This is a genomic window from Nocardiopsis nanhaiensis (assembly GCF_054778635.1).
Genome location: NZ_BAAGZJ010000068.1, coordinates 1 through 14,282 on the forward strand (window position 1 = coordinate 1; position 14,282 = coordinate 14,282).

Sequence of the window (14,282 nt, forward strand, 5' to 3'; positions counted from 1 at the left end):
TGTTTTGTCATGGGTGCAGGGGTGTGGTGTTACGGACTTGACATCGGGCCCGGAGCGCTAACTACGCGGTCTTGGCGCGAAGCGCTCGATGGCGACGACCTTGAGGCGCGCAGCGGAGACGGCCACACTCGGGCGGCGGGAAAGGAGGACACCCTAGCCCGGGAGGCAACCTCAAGCTGACAGGGCAAACCCCCGTTGCCCCAGCCTGCCTAAGCCTGTCCACAGCTGCCCACAGCTGCCCACAGCTGCCCACAGCTGCCCACAGCCGTCCCAGCTGTCTCAGCTGCCCAAGCATGCCCACAGCCGTCCCAGCTGCACCATATGTCCATCTCTGTCAGCAGCTATCGCTTTATGTCACTATGCGTCCATTTATGTCGCCAACCGTCCTTGAATGGCCATAACTGTCAGTGCCGAACGTGGGCAACTATTCGAGATCATCGATGCGGCGGCCGACCTTGGATGGCGGGCCTTGGGTGCAGGTTCTTGGGTGCAGGTTCTTGGGTGTAGGACCTTGGATACCGGTCCATGGATGCCGCCCCTGGACACCGACCCCGCGCGTCCAGGAGTATCGCAGCGAAATCCCAAGTAGCAGGTTGGTAACCGCCTCTTGCCGTCGTGAGTGTTTTTGATGTCTAATCGCGAAAAAGAGGCAGAACTGATCACTGTGGTGCGTTCAGCGTGCCCGGTTGGCGAGCACGTGCCGAGCCACTCCCGGACACTTCACGCTCACCCAGCTCCAACGGAGAGACGGTGGTAAGACATGCATCCGCGAGCAAAACGGCTCCTCCCAAGCGCGGCGGCGCTGGGGCTTCTGATTCCCCTGGCGGCGTGCGAAGCCGGGGGTGGGGGCGGGGACAACACCATCACCTTCATGGCGGCCGAATACAGCCCCGAGACGCAGCCCTACTGGGAGAACCTCATCGATGAGTTCGAGGAGGCCAACCCGGACTACAGCGTCGAATTGCAGGTGGTCAACTGGAACGACATCGACCAGGAGATCGTCACCCGCATCCAGACCGGTGAACAGCCCGACATCCTCAACCTGAACAAGTTCTCCGAGTACGCGCTGGACGACCTGCTGGTGCCCGCAGAGGACGCGGTCTCCCCAGAGGTTCTCGACGACTTCGACGAGGGCTTCGCCGAGGCGGCCAGTTACGAGGGAACCCAGTACGCACTGCCGTTCATCGCCAGCACACGACTCCTCTTCTACAACGAGGAACTGTTCGACGAGGCGGGAATCGAGGAGCCGCCCGCCGATTGGGACGAGCTTCGGGAGGCCGCCGGAGCCATCGACGACCTGGACGGCGACTCCATCGGCTACGGCCTGCCGCTGGGCCCGGAAGAGGCCCAGGCCGAGTTCCTGATGTGGATCGCCGGCAACAACGGCACCCTGTACGACGGTGATGACTGGCAGATCAACAGTCCCGAGAACACCGAGACCTTGGAATTCCTCTCCGGGATGGTCGACGACGGTCTCACCCAGCCCAACCCGGGCGGGACCGACCGCACCGACCTGTTCAACGTCTTCGCGCAGGGGGACATCGGCATGCTCAACGGTGCCGTTTTCCTGCCCGGCATGATCGAGGAGCAGAACCCCGACCTGGACTACAACGTCGCGGAGATCCCGCTGGCCGACGCCGGGGACCCGCCGATGACGCTGGGGGTCCAGGACTTCCTGATGGCCTTCGACAACGGAAACGACGAGACCGTCAACCTGTTCCTGGACTTCTTCTACCAGGAGGAGAACTACTCGGAGTTCCTGGAGCTGGAGGGCTTCCTGCCAGCGACCGAGGCCGCCGTCGACCACATGGACGACGACCCGCTCATGGAGCCCTTCATCGAATCGCTGCCCACGTCGGAGTTCTATCCCACGGAGCACCCGGCCTGGACCACCGTAGACGGTGCGGTCAAGGAGGAGGTCGGCGCCGGAGTGCAGGACGGCGACCCGCAGGAGGTGCTGGACGAGATCCAGCGCCGGGCAGAGGAAGCATCGGATTGAGCAGGGTGACCGCTGAGCGGGCCAAGACCGGGCGGTCGCGACGTCTCGCCCGGGCCTTGGCCCCGCTTCCCTGGATCGGACCGGCACTGCTGCTGATCTTCGCCGTGGTGCTGTGGCCGGCGGTGGAGATGCTCCGCACGTCCTTCTCCGAGATCTCGCTCACCGGCATGGTGCGCGGTTCGGCCGGGCTGGACAACTACCGCACTCTGCTGGCCGAACCGGAACTGGTGCCGGTCGTCCTGCGCACCGTGGTGTGGGTGGCCGGGATCGTGACCATCACGGTGGTGCTCGGTCTGCTGCTGGCCCAGCTGTTGCAGCAGAGGTTCCCCGGCCGGCGTGTGGTGCGGTGGCTGATCATCCTGCCGTGGGCCGCCTCGCTGGTGATGACGGCCATCGTGTGGCGGTGGATGCTGGACTACTTCTATGGTCTGGTCAACGCCGTCCTCACCCGGCCGCTGCCGCTGGTCGGGCCCATTCTCGACGGCCCGGTGGACTGGTTGGGGCAACCCTCCACCGCCCTGCCGTGGATGATGTGGGTGGCGGTGTTCGTGTCCCTGCCGTTCACCATCTACGTGATCATCGCGGGGCTGTCCGCCATCCCCCAAGAGGTGTACGAAGCCGCCCGGATGGACGGGGCGTCCGCGTGGCAGGCCTACGTCGGCATCACGCTGCCGATGCTTCGCCCTGCCATCCTGATCGCCACCGTCATCAACATCATCAACGTGTTCAACTCCTTTCCGATCATCTGGGTGATGACCGGGGGAGGTCCGGCCTCGGCAACAGACACGACCACCACGTTCATGTACAAGTTGGCGTTCGTGCGAAACGACGTCGGTGCCTCGGCGGCCATGGCGGTGGTCAACTTCCTCCTGGTGCTCGTTGTCGTGCTGGTCTACCTGCGGATCGTGCGCAAACGCGGGATGGAGGTCTGAATGTCGAAGGCAGCCCCGGGGGGAACCCCGGAACGCAACCGTGCGCCGCGGCGCCTCGGAGCCAGTCGTACGGGCCGCCCCGCGGGATTCACGCTGCGCCGGGCGCTCATCACCGGTGGCGCCTGGCTGGTGGGCTTCGTCTTCTTGGCTCCCTACCTGCAGATGCTGCTGACCTCGCTGAAACCGGCGCAGGAGCTGTTCCGCACCCCGACCTCGATCCTGCCCGAGCAGTGGCAGTGGGCGAACTTCGTCGAGGTGTGGAATGTCGCGCCGATCGGTGAGCACCTGCGCGTGACGCTGATCGTGGCCACCTGTTCCACCTTGCTGGTGCTGTTGGTGGCCACTCCGGCCGCCTATTACACGGCCCGCAACGCCTATCGCGGCCGTACCGCATTTCTGCTGTTGGTGCTGGTGACCCAGATGTTCGCGCCGACGGCACTGGTGATCGGCCTGTACCGGCAGTTCGTGGCGCTGGACCTGGTCAATACCTACTTGGCCCTGATCCTGGTGAACGCGGCTTTCAACCTGGCCTTCTCCACCTGGATCCTGACGGCGACCTTCGCCGCCATTCCCAAGGACCTCGAGGACGCGGGCATGGCCGACGGGTTGGGCCGCATCGGTGTGCTGCTGCGCATCACCATTCCCACCGCGCTTCCCGGTGTGGTGACCGCGGTCATCTTCACCTTCATCTCGGCCTGGAACGAGTTCGTGGTGGCGCTGACCCTGAGTACCTCGGAGGACCGGCAACCGCTGACGGTGGGCATCACCGCCTTCATCGGCCAGTACGAGGTTCAGTGGCAGTACCTGTTCGCGGCCTCGCTGGTGGCGGTGCTACCGGTCGTGGTGCTGTTCGTCTTCATCGAGCGCTACCTGGTGACCGGCCTGACGGCGGGCAGCTTCCGTTGAGCGGGCGATGCGGAAGCCGAGGTCGTCGATACGCAGGCTCGGGTGGCTCTTCCGCCGCCCAGAGGCTTGGCAGCCCCAGCGCCGATCGTTCCAGCCTCCGCCGCGGAACACCCGGTACGGGCCGTAGACGCGGGGATCGTAGACGTCCCAGCACCACTCCCACACGTTGCCGATCATGTCGTGCAGGCCCCATGCGTTCGGCAGCTTGCCCGCGACGTCCCGCACCCGGCCCCCGGCATTGTTTCGGTACCAGGCGATGTCGTCCAGCTCTCCGTACCGGACGGCTGAGGTCCCGGCCCGGCAGGCGTGTTCCCACTCGACCTCGGTTGGCAGCCGGTACCCGTCGGCGGTCCGGTCCCAGGCCACGTCCTCCGCGTCGGGATCCGTCCCCGCTGAGTAGCAGGGACGCAACCCGGCCAGCCGGGAGAGGGCGTTGCAGAACCGAACGGCCTCCAGCCAAGAGACCTCCGTGACCGGTGCTTCCGGCCCCGCTGTGTCAGACGGCGGTGCTGCTCCGGTGACGGCGTGGTAGAGCCCTCGGGTCACCGGCCACGGGGCCAACTCGAATGCCTCAATCTCGACCATGGTCCCAGCGGCCGCTTGAGGCGCAGCGGACGCGACGGGGCGGGGAGGCCCCCACTCGGGGGCCACCCCGCCATCCTCGAACTCTCCGCAACCGTGTGCGTTCACCATCGTGATCTCACCGGGCTGGTCTCACACGGTGGCGTGCCGGTCCGCCACTGCCGCGTCGTAGCGCTCCAGCACCACCTGAGCGAGCTCTGGGACGACCCCGAGGGCATCGGCTACTATCGCGGCCCCCGCTTCCACCGCCCGGGTCCTCACCCGGTCGGAGAAGAAACCGGGCGCCAGCAGGTAGCCGCTGACGGCCACACGGCGGTGACCCCGCCCCAAGAGGGCGCTTACCGCCTCGTCCGGGGTCGGCTGCACGGCCGAGGCGTAGGCCGCCACGACCTCGCCCCACGGGCCGCGCTCGGCCAGCTGGCGGGCCAGGTCCTCCACGACGGCGTTGGCCTCCGGGTCACTCGATCCGGCCGACGCCAGCACCAGCGCGGTCCCGGGTCCGGCCTGCGCACCGGCCTCGGAGAGCCGACGCTCCACCGCGTCCAACAGCAGCGGGTGCGGGCCCAGGGTGTCGGCGTAGTGCACCCGCAACCACGGGCTCCGCTTCCGCGCCCGGTCCAGCACGGCGGGCAGGTCCACCTTGCTGTGGAAGGCCGCCGTCAGCAGGTGCGGCAGTACCACGACCTCACCGGTGCCGTTCTGGGCCAGCTCGTCAAGCGCGTCCTCTGCGCTGGGCGCGACATGGTCAAGGTAGGACAGTCGCACGTCCAGTTCCGGGCGTAGCGCGCGCACCCGGTCGAAGACCGCCGACACCGCTTCGGCCGACCTCGGGTCCCGGCTCCCGTGCGCCACCGCAAGCAGGGGCACCGTCTCCTCGCTCATACGTGGATCCCGCACTCGGTCTTGCCGCTTCCGGCCCAGCGGCCGCTCCGGGGGTCCTCACCCGGAGCCACTCGGCGTGTGCACGGCTCGCAGCCGATCGAGGGGAAACCGTCGTACTGGAGGGGGTTCACGAGTACACCGTGCTCGGCCATGTACGTGTCCACCTCCTCCTGGGTCCACCCTGCGATGGGGTTCACCTTGGTCATCTGACGCCGCCGGTCCCACTGCACGACGGGGGTGTCGCGGCGGGTTACGGAGTCTTCGCGCCGGAGACCGGTCAACCAGGCGGAGTACGGCTCCAGGGCGCGCTGCAGGGGTTCCACCTTGCGCAGGTGGCAGCAGATGCCGGGGTCCCGGTTGTGCAGCCTCGGGCCGAGTACCAGGTCCTGCTCGGCCACGGTCCGCTTCGGCTCCACACTGATCAGGTTGATGTCGTAGATGGAGGCCACGGCGTCCCGAGTACCGAGGGTCTCGGGGAAGTGGTAGCCGGTGTCCAGGAAGATCACGTCGATCCCCGGGGCCGCCTTCGACGCGAGGTCCACCATGAGGGCGTCGGCCATGGAGGAGGTCATGCACAGCTCAGCACCGAAGGCCTCGGACGCCCAGGTGATGATCTCCTGGGCCGAGGCCCCTTCGAGTTCCCGAGCGGCCCGGTCGGCCAGCTCGGGGCCACCCGTCTGGGTGATCGTGGCGTTCATTCGTTCCCTTCCGTCGGTCTGGAGGGGGCACCGCCCGCGGAGAACGAGGCGGAGCGCAGGCCCACGTATTTGACCCGGAACACCCGGGCGCAGGAGAAGCAGGCCCAGGGGTAGCCCTCACCCTTGACGGCGGCTCCCTCCTCCGGCACCAGGTCCTCGTCGCCGCAATAGGGGCAGTAATGGGGCGCGGCCCTCTCGGACATGGCGCACCTCTTCCTTGAGTTCCTTACTTGAGGTCGGCGTCCTCAGCGCGTCCGACCCAGTTCGCGAAGGTCTCGCCGTCCTGTTTCTGCTCCTGGAAGCGCAGCAGCAACCGCTCGATGTAGTCGGGCAGTTCGTCGGCGGTGGCCTTCAGTCCGCGGATCTTCTTGCCGAAGGCCTGGGTCAGCCCCATGCCGCCGCCCAGATGGATCTGGTAACCCTCCACCTGCTTGCCCTCGTTGTTCAGCATCAGCTGACCCTTGAGGCCGATATCGGCGACCTGGATGCGTGCGCAGGAGTTCGGGCAGCCGTTGACGTTGATGGTCACGGGGTCCTCGAAGTCCGGCAGCCGCTTCTCCAGCTCGTCGACGAGCGAGGCCGCGCGGCCCTTGGTCTCCACGATCGCCAGCTTGCAGAACTCGATGCCGGTGCAGGCCATCGTCTGGCGGCGGAAGACACTCGGGTGCACTTGGAAGTCCTCCGACTCCAGCGCCGCCGTGATCGACGGAACCCGGTCCTCGTCGATGTCGAGGATGACGAGCTTCTGGTCCGCGGTGGTGCGGATCCGGTCCGAACCGTGCTCCTCGGCGATCTCGGCGACCCGCAGCAGCTTGTTGCCGGAGACACGCCCCACCTTCGGCGCGAAGCCGACGTAGAACTTCCCGTCGCGCTGGCGGTGCACGCCGACGTGGTCACGCTCGGTGCCGGTGTCCAGCTCCACGGCGGGGCCGTCGGGCAGCGCGTACCCGAGGTACTCCTGCTCGAGTACTTCGCGGAACTTCTCCGGGCCCCACTCCTTGATGAGGAACTTGATCCGGGCGCGGGTCCGCAGGCGGCGGAAGCCGTAGTCGCGGAAGATCGCGCACACGCCCGCCCAGACCTCGCTCACCTGGTCGGGGCGCACGAAGGTGCCCAGGCGCTTGGCGAACATGGGGTTGGTGGAGAGGCCGCCGCCGACGTACAGGTCGTAGCCGGCCTCACCGGCCTCGTTGCGGACCCCGGCGAAGGCGACGTCGTTGATCTCGTGGTTGACGCAGTGCGTGGCGCACCCGGAGATCGACGACTTGAACTTGCGCGGCAGGTTCGAGTACAGCGGACTGCCGATGTGGTCCTCGTAGATCTGCTCGATCTCGGGAGTGGCGTCGAGGATCTCGTCCTCGGCGACCCCGGCCAGCGGGCAGCCGAGGATGACACGCGGGGTGTCGCCGCAGGCCTCCATGCTCGACAGGCCGACCGATTCCAGCTTCTCCCAGATCGCGGGCACGTCCTCGACCCGGATCCAGTGGTACTGCACGTTCTGCCGGTCGGTGATGTCGGCGGTGTCGCGGCCGTAGTCCCGCGAGATCTCGCCGACGGCGCGCATCTGGGCGATGGAGAGCTGGCCGCCGTCGATACGCACGCGCAGCATGAAGTAGCGGTCGTCGAGTTCCTCGGGCTCCAGGACGGCGGTCTTGCCGCCGTCGATGCCCGGGGCCCGCTGGGTGTAGAGGCCGAACCAGCGGAAGCGCCCACGAAGGTCGGCTGGGTCGATCGAGTCGAACCCGGCCTTCGAGTAGACGTTGATGATCCGATCGCGGACGTTGAGTCCGTCGTCGTTCTTCTTGTTCTCCTCGTTCTTGTTCAGCGGCTCGTGGTAGCCGAGGGCCCATTGGCCCTCACCACGACGGCGCCGGGGCTTGGCTGCTGTCGCTGCCTTGCCGGGCTGCGCGGAAGAGGGAGGCATCGCGGGTGTCTCCGATGGGGTCGCGGGATGCTCACGGTCCCGGCGCCCGCACCGCAGGCCCGTACGCACCGCACGTCGTCGTGCCAGGTGATACGGGTGAAATCCGCGGGTGTGGGAGTTCGATGCAGAGGGAAGCGCCGGGGCCGCGCACACCCCTGTGTCACGGGTGCGTCAATAAGGCGGCGAAGAGTTATCCGACGCTGCAACAGATGGCGCTGCTGACCCGAAGAAAGTCCACGTGGCGGCGCACGCGGAGCATGGGGTCAAGAACAGCGGTCATGGTTTGAGAATGGCACGCGGGCCGCGCCTTTGTCCAGGCGTGGCCGGCCCATGGAGACGTGAGTCACGTCATGCCTTCGACTAACGTTCCTCCTGTGGTGGGTTTCTGGGAGGGCCTGTGGCGAGCGTCCGACGCCTGGCTGAAACGTCATCCCGTGTTCCACAGCGGGACGCTCCTCGTGCTGCGCACCATCCGGGCCCTCGGTCGTGACCGAGTGATCGGCCTGGCCGCCGAGTCCGCCTTCTTCGCGCTGATCTCACTCCCCGCGCTGTTGCTGTGCCTCTTGGGTGCGCTCGGTCCGCTGGCGGCGGTGTTCGGCGAGGAGATCGTGGTCGAGATCCGAGTGTGGATGCTGGACCTGGCCGCCCGGGTCCTGACCCCCGCCACCGTGGACAGCGTGGTGGCGCCGCTGGTGGACGACTTCCTAGGCGGTGTCCAGGGCGGGATCCTCTCGGTCACCTTCCTGGTGTCCCTGTGGTCGGGATCCCGGGCGATGAACGTCTTCATCCGCTCGATCACCATCTCCTACGGCCTGGACGAGCTGCGCGGATGGGTGGGCCAGCGATTCCTGGCCTTCTTCGCCTACCTCGGCGGCTTGCTCTTCGCGGTGCTGGTCCTGCCGGTCATCGTGGCCGGTCCGGAGCTCGTCCACCAGCTCCTGCCGGTCACGGTGGGCCGCCTGAACCTCTTCTACTGGCCGATTGTGGCCCTGCTGGTGGTCACGGCGGTCACCTTCCTCTACGCGCTGAGCATCCCGGTGCGCACTCCGCTGTGGCGCCACCTTCCCGGTGCGGTCCTGGCCGCCGCGGTGCTCCTCGCCGGCTCCGCGGGTCTGCGCGCCTACTTGGACGCCTCCTTCGGCCAGGTGACCATCTACGGCTCGCTCGCCGCGCCGATCGCGATCCTGGCCTGGCTGTACGTCATGGCGTTCGCCATCCTGGTGGGCTCTTCGCTCAACTCCGAGATCGACGCCCTGTGGCCCACAGTGCGCACCGCCGCCGCCCGGGCCGAGCTCGCCAACCGCCGCTTCGAGCGAGCCGACCGCATCGCCCAGCGTCGCGAACAGGCGGTCATCGAGACCCTCCACGGCCCCAACGGCCGTTGAGTACCGGAGGGAAGAGGGTGTGCTCGGGGTCCTCCCGTGCCCCAGGGTGGCCGGATTCGGCCACTTTCGGCGTGAACCTCACTACGTTCTGACGTGTCAACACGAGCGTTGGCGTGATGGGCGCGATGCGTACCGTGACGCGACATCACACGTAGGAGCAGGTCAGCCCGGGTGGGGTGAGGAGTCGGGTGGAGATAATGCGATCGTTGTCCGATTTCTTGGCGAAGGAGCGAACTGATCATCCCCTGCGGCGGTCAGTATCATCGCGTGCAGCATTGACTACGCGTGTGCCGTTAACCCCCGCTTGGTCACCCCGCCAAGCCATGACCCACGGTCATCGCTGACCCAGTTTCCCCTGCTCCCGTACACGAACAGGTTCACGTTCCCCATGCCTTCGGAGGCACCATGAGCCGGGCGTCCCGTCCGGGGCACTCCCGGCCCACCGCCGTCATCGTCATCGCGCCCGACGAAAGCAGTGCTGAGATCGTCATCGACGGGCATCGTCAGGTCGTGACCGGACCTGCGCCCAAGGAGACCAGACGTGCTGCGCTGGACGTCGCCACCGGCCATGCCGCTCGCATCGGGCAGCCGGTCCTGGTCGATGCCCGGGACGCCAACGGATACTGGCGGCTGGTCGCCACGCCCGACGGGGTGGTGCAGGCGGCGGAGCCGTCCGTGCCGGACCGCCCCCAAGGGCCGCCGCAGGCCCCGGTGCCCGGGCAGCAGCAAGGCGGAGGCAGCAACGGCCGCAAGCTCCTGATCGTCGGGGCGGCCGCGGCCGCGCTGCTGCTCGTGGTCGGGCTCGGGGCGGCCGCGGTACGTTTCCTTCCGGGGCCCGCCAACGGCGCGGACGAAACGGACGAGGACAACACCGTGGCCCTGGAGTACTCGGCCCCTCCGGGCTTCGCCCCGGTGGTCGACATCTCCGAGGAGCTGGCGCCCGAGACCAGCCCGGGGGTGAGCCGGGACGGGGAGCACCTCGCCTACATCGACCCGGACGAACGCCTCAACCTGCTCGACTCCGAGGGTTCGCGGCAGTGGTCCGTGACCCTGCCCTTCGAAGCGGGTGAGGGGCTTGACGCCCCGCGTTTCGTGGAGTACGACGGCGAGTCCACCATCGTCATGGAGACGGCCGAGGCCCTGTACTTCTGGCCCGCCGGGGGTGGCAGTGGCAGCAGCGTCGAACTCCCCGAGTCCGCTTCGGCCCGGTTCGCGGGCGAATCCGCCCTGGTCCGTGACGATGACGACGCCTACCTTCCGTTGGGCGGTGAACTCGAGGAGGTCGAGGCCCCCGGGGGCTCCGCGCCGATGCTCGCCGCCGACGGGCGCGTCCTGACCGCCGTCGTCAGCGGCCCTTGGAACTGGGTGGAGTCCGATGGCGAGGCCGAGGAGGTCCACGCTGAACGCCCGGACGAGGCCGGCGAGATGGAGGCGGTGCTGACCGCCCTTCGCGAGTACGTCGTCGTCCGTTGGGAGCCGCTCCAGGGAGACGGGTCGGTCCTTGCCTTCCACGACCGCGAGGACGGCACCGCGCTCGGCAGCGCCGAGATCGACGAGGATGCGCTGGAGGAGACCCGTCACCTCTCCTCTCCCATCGGTCCGGACCTGGTCGCCTACGGCCCGGTGCTGTTCGATCCCGCGTCCGGTGAGACCGCCGTGGTCCCGGGATTCGAGCCGGAGACCGCGATCGGTGACCGCATGTTCGGGGAACTCGACGGGGCCCGGGTGGCGCTGGACGCCTCCGGCGACCCCACCGAACTCCCTGAGGACTCAGAGACCCCGTACGGCCTGCTCGGCGACCGTGCGGTGGTGGTCCACGACGACCACCTGTATGCCATCCCCCCTGAGGAATAACCACAACAAGAGAAAGAAAGGAGTGGGATGTCCCCCAAGAATCGGGTAGTTACCGTCACCGCGGCGGGCCTCTTCATGGCCGGTTTCTCGGTCGGTCCGGCTTTCGCGGCCGAGTCCGTGGACGAGACCGTTCCCGACGCCCCTGAGGCGACAGAGGAGACGGTCGAGGCCCCGGAGGCCGAAGTTCCGGAGGCCGAGGCCCCGGAGTCCGAGCTCCCGGAGATCGAGATCCCCGAGAGCGAACTGTCTCCGGTGGTTGAGGACGTTGTTGACGACGTCGTCTCCATCCTTCCGTACGAGCCGTCGGACGAGGGCGAGAGCCCGCCGCCGGAGGAGGATCCGGAGCCGCCGGAGGAGGACCCGGAGCCGCCGGAGGAGGAGCCGGAGCCGCCGCCGGAGGACGGTGAGGACCCGTCGGACCCGCCGGAGGAGCCCACGGACCCGCCGCCGGACGACGGTGAGGACCCGTCGGACCCGCCGACCGACCCGGAGGAGCCCACGGACCCGCCGGTGGACCCGCCTGAGGACGGCACCGACCCGGGTGACGACCTCCAGCCCCCGGCTGGTAGCGCCCCCGGTGACTCGACCCCCGAGTCCACGACCCCGACGAGCACCGCGGGTGGCGGTGGCGAGACCCTCGCCGCCACGGGCGTCGACATGTCGGGCTTCGTGCTCGGCGGCGCCGTCGTGACCGGTATCGGTGCGCTGGCCCTGTGGGCCGGCAGCCGTCGCCCGGGCACGGTCGAGTAACACCGCGTTCGCTCCCGCGTCCGCGCGGGTGTGACGGGTGTGCGGGCCCCGCCCGCCAGTACCTCAGGGTCTGGCGGGCGGGGCCCTTCTCCTTTGGCTCGCGGGTTCGGTCAGCCGCGGGGCCTGAGGGCGGGGGAGAGCAGGAAGGCGGCCACGCCGGCGGCCGCGATCACCCAGAGCGCACCGCCGAGGGTCACGGAGTCGGCGAGGAAACCGACGACGGGCGGGAATGCCAGGAACCCGGCGCGGCCCAGCCAGCCCACCACCGTGACCCCGTCCCCGGTGCGGACACCGGGCACGTTCCCGGCCGCGGCCAGGGTCAGCGGGAACAGGGTGGACACGCCCAGTCCCATCACACCGAATCCGATGATGGTGGTCACCGGGTGCGGCAGCAGGAGGGCGAAGGTCAGGCCGCCCGCGGCCAGGAGCCCGCCGGCGTTGCCGACCAGGGCGGCGCCGAAGCGGTCGGTGACCCGGTCGCCGAGCAGGCGCCCGACCGTCATCATCGCCTGGCAGGCCACGAACGGCATGGCGGCCAGGAACAGGGGTGCGCCCAGTTCGGAGGTCATGTACACCGCTCCCCACGAGGCCGCGGAGTCCTCGATGCCGCCGGCCATCATGAGGAGGACTCCCAGCATCAGCAGCAGGACGATCCCCTTCCCTGGGATGCGGGAGCGGGTGCCGTCGTGGCCGTCGGTGCCGTCCTCCCGCTCGCTGTTCTCCGGACCGGGCAGCAGCATGCGGCTCACGGCCAGGTTGACGACCACCAGAAGGGCCGTCACTCCGCCCAGGTGCCACAGGATCGGTACCCCGCTTCCGGCCATGGCCGCTCCGAGCAGGCCTCCGGCGACCGCGGCCAGGCTCCACACCGCGTGGAAGGTGTTGATGATGCTGCGCCGGTAGCGCCGTTGGACGCGCAGACCGTGGGAGTTCTGGGCGGAGTCGGTCCAGGCGTCGGCGGATCCGAGGACGAACAGTGCCGCGGCGAGCATCCACCAGTTCTGTGCGAGCGCGATGAATGGAAGCGCTCCCAGGGAGACCAGACTCGTGCCTACCGCGGTCCGGCCGCTGCCGAACCAGTGGATGAGCGGCCCCGCGAGCATCCCGGTCAGGATGGCTCCGAAGGGCATCGCCGCGATCGCCAGCCCCAGCTCCGCGTTGCTCAGGCCCAGGCCGTTCTTGATCACGGGAAGCCACGGCACCACGTTCGTGTACGTGAATCCGTTGACGAAGAACAGTGTGGAGACCGCGACGCGCGCCCGCTTGGCTTCGGGTGGGGGTGCGCTCATGGAAGCGTCGGTCTGCGTGTTCACGGGTATCTCCCACAGGTCGTTTCGGTGCCTGCGGATCGTATCGGGTCCTATGAGCGGACGACCAGAGTATTCTCAGCGCGATGGCCCTTCGGGCTTGCCATCGGACTCGGCGCCGTTTTACATAGGGATTCTGTCCCCGTCACCCAAGCGGCACAGGAGAACACGCAACCCGGCGTCGCACCCCGATCCGCCCTCCCAGCCCGGGCCCCTGTACCGGCCCCGCCCAGCGGCCCGCTCCCGCGTACGGCACCCCTGACCCCCGCCCCCACACCGGGATCCGCCGTGCCCCGACGGTCCTGGTCGGAACCGGAAGATCACCATGATCAACACGAGCGCGCTTCGAGAGACGCCCACCCTCACCGGGAAGAGCGTCCGGTTGGTCCCGTTGGGGCCGGAGCACACGGACGACTATTTCGCGGCGGGACTCGACGAGGAGGTCCGCAGGCTCACGGGTTCCCACGGCCACCTCACCTACGACCGTGCGCGCGAGTGGTGCGAGGGTGGCGCGGATAGGGACGGCCGCTTGGATCTGGCCATCATCGCGCCCCAGGACAGCCGCTACCTCGGGGAGCTCTCCATCTACGCGGTATCCGCGGAGAACGAGACCGCCGGGTACCGCATTGCCCTGTCGGCGATCGAGTTCACCGGTCAGGGGCTGGGAAGGGAGGCCACGGAGCTCGTCCTCGAGTACGCCTTCGAGCACATCGGCCTGCACCGCGTCTGGCTGTACGTGTACGCCTTCAACATGCGGGCCATCGCGGTCTACCGCTCTTGCGGCTTCTACGTCGAGGGCAGGATGCGCGACGCGCTTCTCTGGGAGGGCCGCCGACACGACGCCTTGTTGATGGCGGTGCTCCGCCGCGGGTTCCGAAGGCGTTAGGGCGTGCTCGGCGGGCACGTACTCTGCTGCGCGTCGCCCCAGCGGCACTTGCACTGCGCATCTCTCAGTCGACAGCCGAACCCGGGCGGGCCCCCGCTGTGCGATGCTGCCGAGCTTGCGAGGCAGTGCACAGTAGGGGAACTCCTTCTTCGGCCTTGTGCTGGCACCGCCCACCCG

General features: G+C 68.3%; 14 protein-coding genes. 7 read left to right on the top strand and 7 right to left on the bottom strand.

Features of this window, described 5'->3' with window-relative positions; genetic code table 11:
- Positions 1-871: 871 nt before the first annotated feature.
- The 3 genes from ACYVD1_RS25800 to ACYVD1_RS25810 are packed head-to-tail and all read left to right on the top strand — an operon-like array spanning position 872 to position 3,837.
- Positions 872-1,999 (top strand): extracellular solute-binding protein, encoded by a 1,128-nt coding sequence (locus tag ACYVD1_RS25800; protein ID WP_460777075.1) that lies wholly within the window; start codon positions 872-874, stop codon positions 1,997-1,999.
- A gap of 5 nt (positions 2,000-2,004) precedes the next feature.
- Positions 2,005-2,931, top strand: coding sequence for a carbohydrate ABC transporter permease (locus ACYVD1_RS25805; protein ID WP_460777106.1), 927 nt, complete (start codon positions 2,005-2,007; stop codon positions 2,929-2,931).
- The gene (locus ACYVD1_RS25810; protein ID WP_460777076.1) at positions 2,932-3,837 is read left to right on the top strand and encodes a carbohydrate ABC transporter permease; all 906 of its coding nucleotides are present in this window, start codon (positions 2,932-2,934) and stop codon (positions 3,835-3,837) included. It begins immediately after the preceding gene.
- Here ACYVD1_RS25810 and ACYVD1_RS25815 read toward each other — a convergent pair.
- The 6 genes from ACYVD1_RS25815 to ACYVD1_RS25840 all read right to left on the bottom strand — a co-directional run bounded on the left by ACYVD1_RS25815 (position 3,763) and on the right by ACYVD1_RS25840 (position 8,203).
- On the bottom strand, positions 3,763-4,530 hold the full coding sequence (locus tag ACYVD1_RS25815; protein ID WP_460777077.1) for a formylglycine-generating enzyme family protein: 768 nt from the start codon (positions 4,528-4,530) through the stop codon (positions 3,763-3,765). The two genes, ACYVD1_RS25810 and ACYVD1_RS25815, sit on opposite strands and share 75 nt — an antisense overlap.
- 21 nt (positions 4,531-4,551) lie before the next feature.
- Positions 4,552-5,301 (bottom strand): sirohydrochlorin chelatase, encoded by a 750-nt coding sequence (locus ACYVD1_RS25820; protein WP_460777078.1) that lies wholly within the window; start codon positions 5,299-5,301, stop codon positions 4,552-4,554.
- Positions 5,298-5,999, bottom strand: coding sequence for a phosphoadenylyl-sulfate reductase (locus ACYVD1_RS25825; RefSeq protein WP_460777079.1), 702 nt, complete (start codon positions 5,997-5,999; stop codon positions 5,298-5,300). Before ACYVD1_RS25825 ends, ACYVD1_RS25820 begins: the two co-directional genes overlap by 4 nt.
- Positions 5,996-6,202 carry a hypothetical protein gene (locus ACYVD1_RS25830; protein ID WP_460763260.1) on the bottom strand — a complete coding sequence of 69 codons (207 nt, stop codon included), beginning with the start codon at positions 6,200-6,202 and terminating at the stop codon, positions 5,996-5,998. The genes ACYVD1_RS25825 and ACYVD1_RS25830 overlap by 4 nt, the downstream gene beginning before the upstream one ends.
- Before the next feature lie 23 nt (positions 6,203-6,225).
- Positions 6,226-7,923: a nitrite/sulfite reductase gene (locus tag ACYVD1_RS25835; protein ID WP_460777080.1), complete on the bottom strand. Its 1,698-nt coding sequence runs from the start codon at positions 7,921-7,923 to the stop codon at positions 6,226-6,228.
- A 190-nt stretch (positions 7,924-8,113) separates the two neighbouring features.
- On the bottom strand, positions 8,114-8,203 hold the full coding sequence (locus tag ACYVD1_RS25840; protein ID WP_394296592.1) for a putative leader peptide: 90 nt from the start codon (positions 8,201-8,203) through the stop codon (positions 8,114-8,116).
- A 94-nt stretch (positions 8,204-8,297) separates the two neighbouring features.
- Here ACYVD1_RS25840 and ACYVD1_RS25845 point away from each other — a divergent pair, with 94 nt between their 5' ends.
- The 3 genes from ACYVD1_RS25845 to ACYVD1_RS25855 all read left to right on the top strand — a co-directional run bounded on the left by ACYVD1_RS25845 (position 8,298) and on the right by ACYVD1_RS25855 (position 11,912).
- Positions 8,298-9,308, top strand: a complete 1,011-nt coding sequence (locus tag ACYVD1_RS25845; protein WP_460777107.1) for a YihY/virulence factor BrkB family protein — start codon at positions 8,298-8,300, stop codon at positions 9,306-9,308.
- 405 nt (positions 9,309-9,713) lie between these two features.
- Positions 9,714-11,162 carry a hypothetical protein gene (locus ACYVD1_RS25850; RefSeq protein ID WP_460777081.1) on the top strand — a complete coding sequence of 483 codons (1,449 nt, stop codon included), beginning with the start codon at positions 9,714-9,716 and terminating at the stop codon, positions 11,160-11,162.
- A 27-nt stretch (positions 11,163-11,189) separates the two neighbouring features.
- Entirely contained in the window at positions 11,190-11,912 is a 723-nt protein-coding gene (locus ACYVD1_RS25855; protein WP_460777082.1) for a hypothetical protein, read from the top strand.
- A 110-nt stretch (positions 11,913-12,022) separates the two neighbouring features.
- Here ACYVD1_RS25855 and ACYVD1_RS25860 read toward each other — a convergent pair whose 3' ends face one another.
- Entirely contained in the window at positions 12,023-13,201 is a 1,179-nt protein-coding gene (locus ACYVD1_RS25860; RefSeq protein WP_460777108.1) for an MFS transporter, read from the bottom strand.
- Between the two features lie 343 nt (positions 13,202-13,544).
- Here ACYVD1_RS25860 and ACYVD1_RS25865 point away from each other — a divergent pair, with 343 nt between their 5' ends.
- Positions 13,545-14,105, top strand: coding sequence for a GNAT family N-acetyltransferase (locus ACYVD1_RS25865; RefSeq protein ID WP_460777083.1), 561 nt, complete (start codon positions 13,545-13,547; stop codon positions 14,103-14,105).
- Positions 14,106-14,282: the final 177 nt, after the last annotated feature.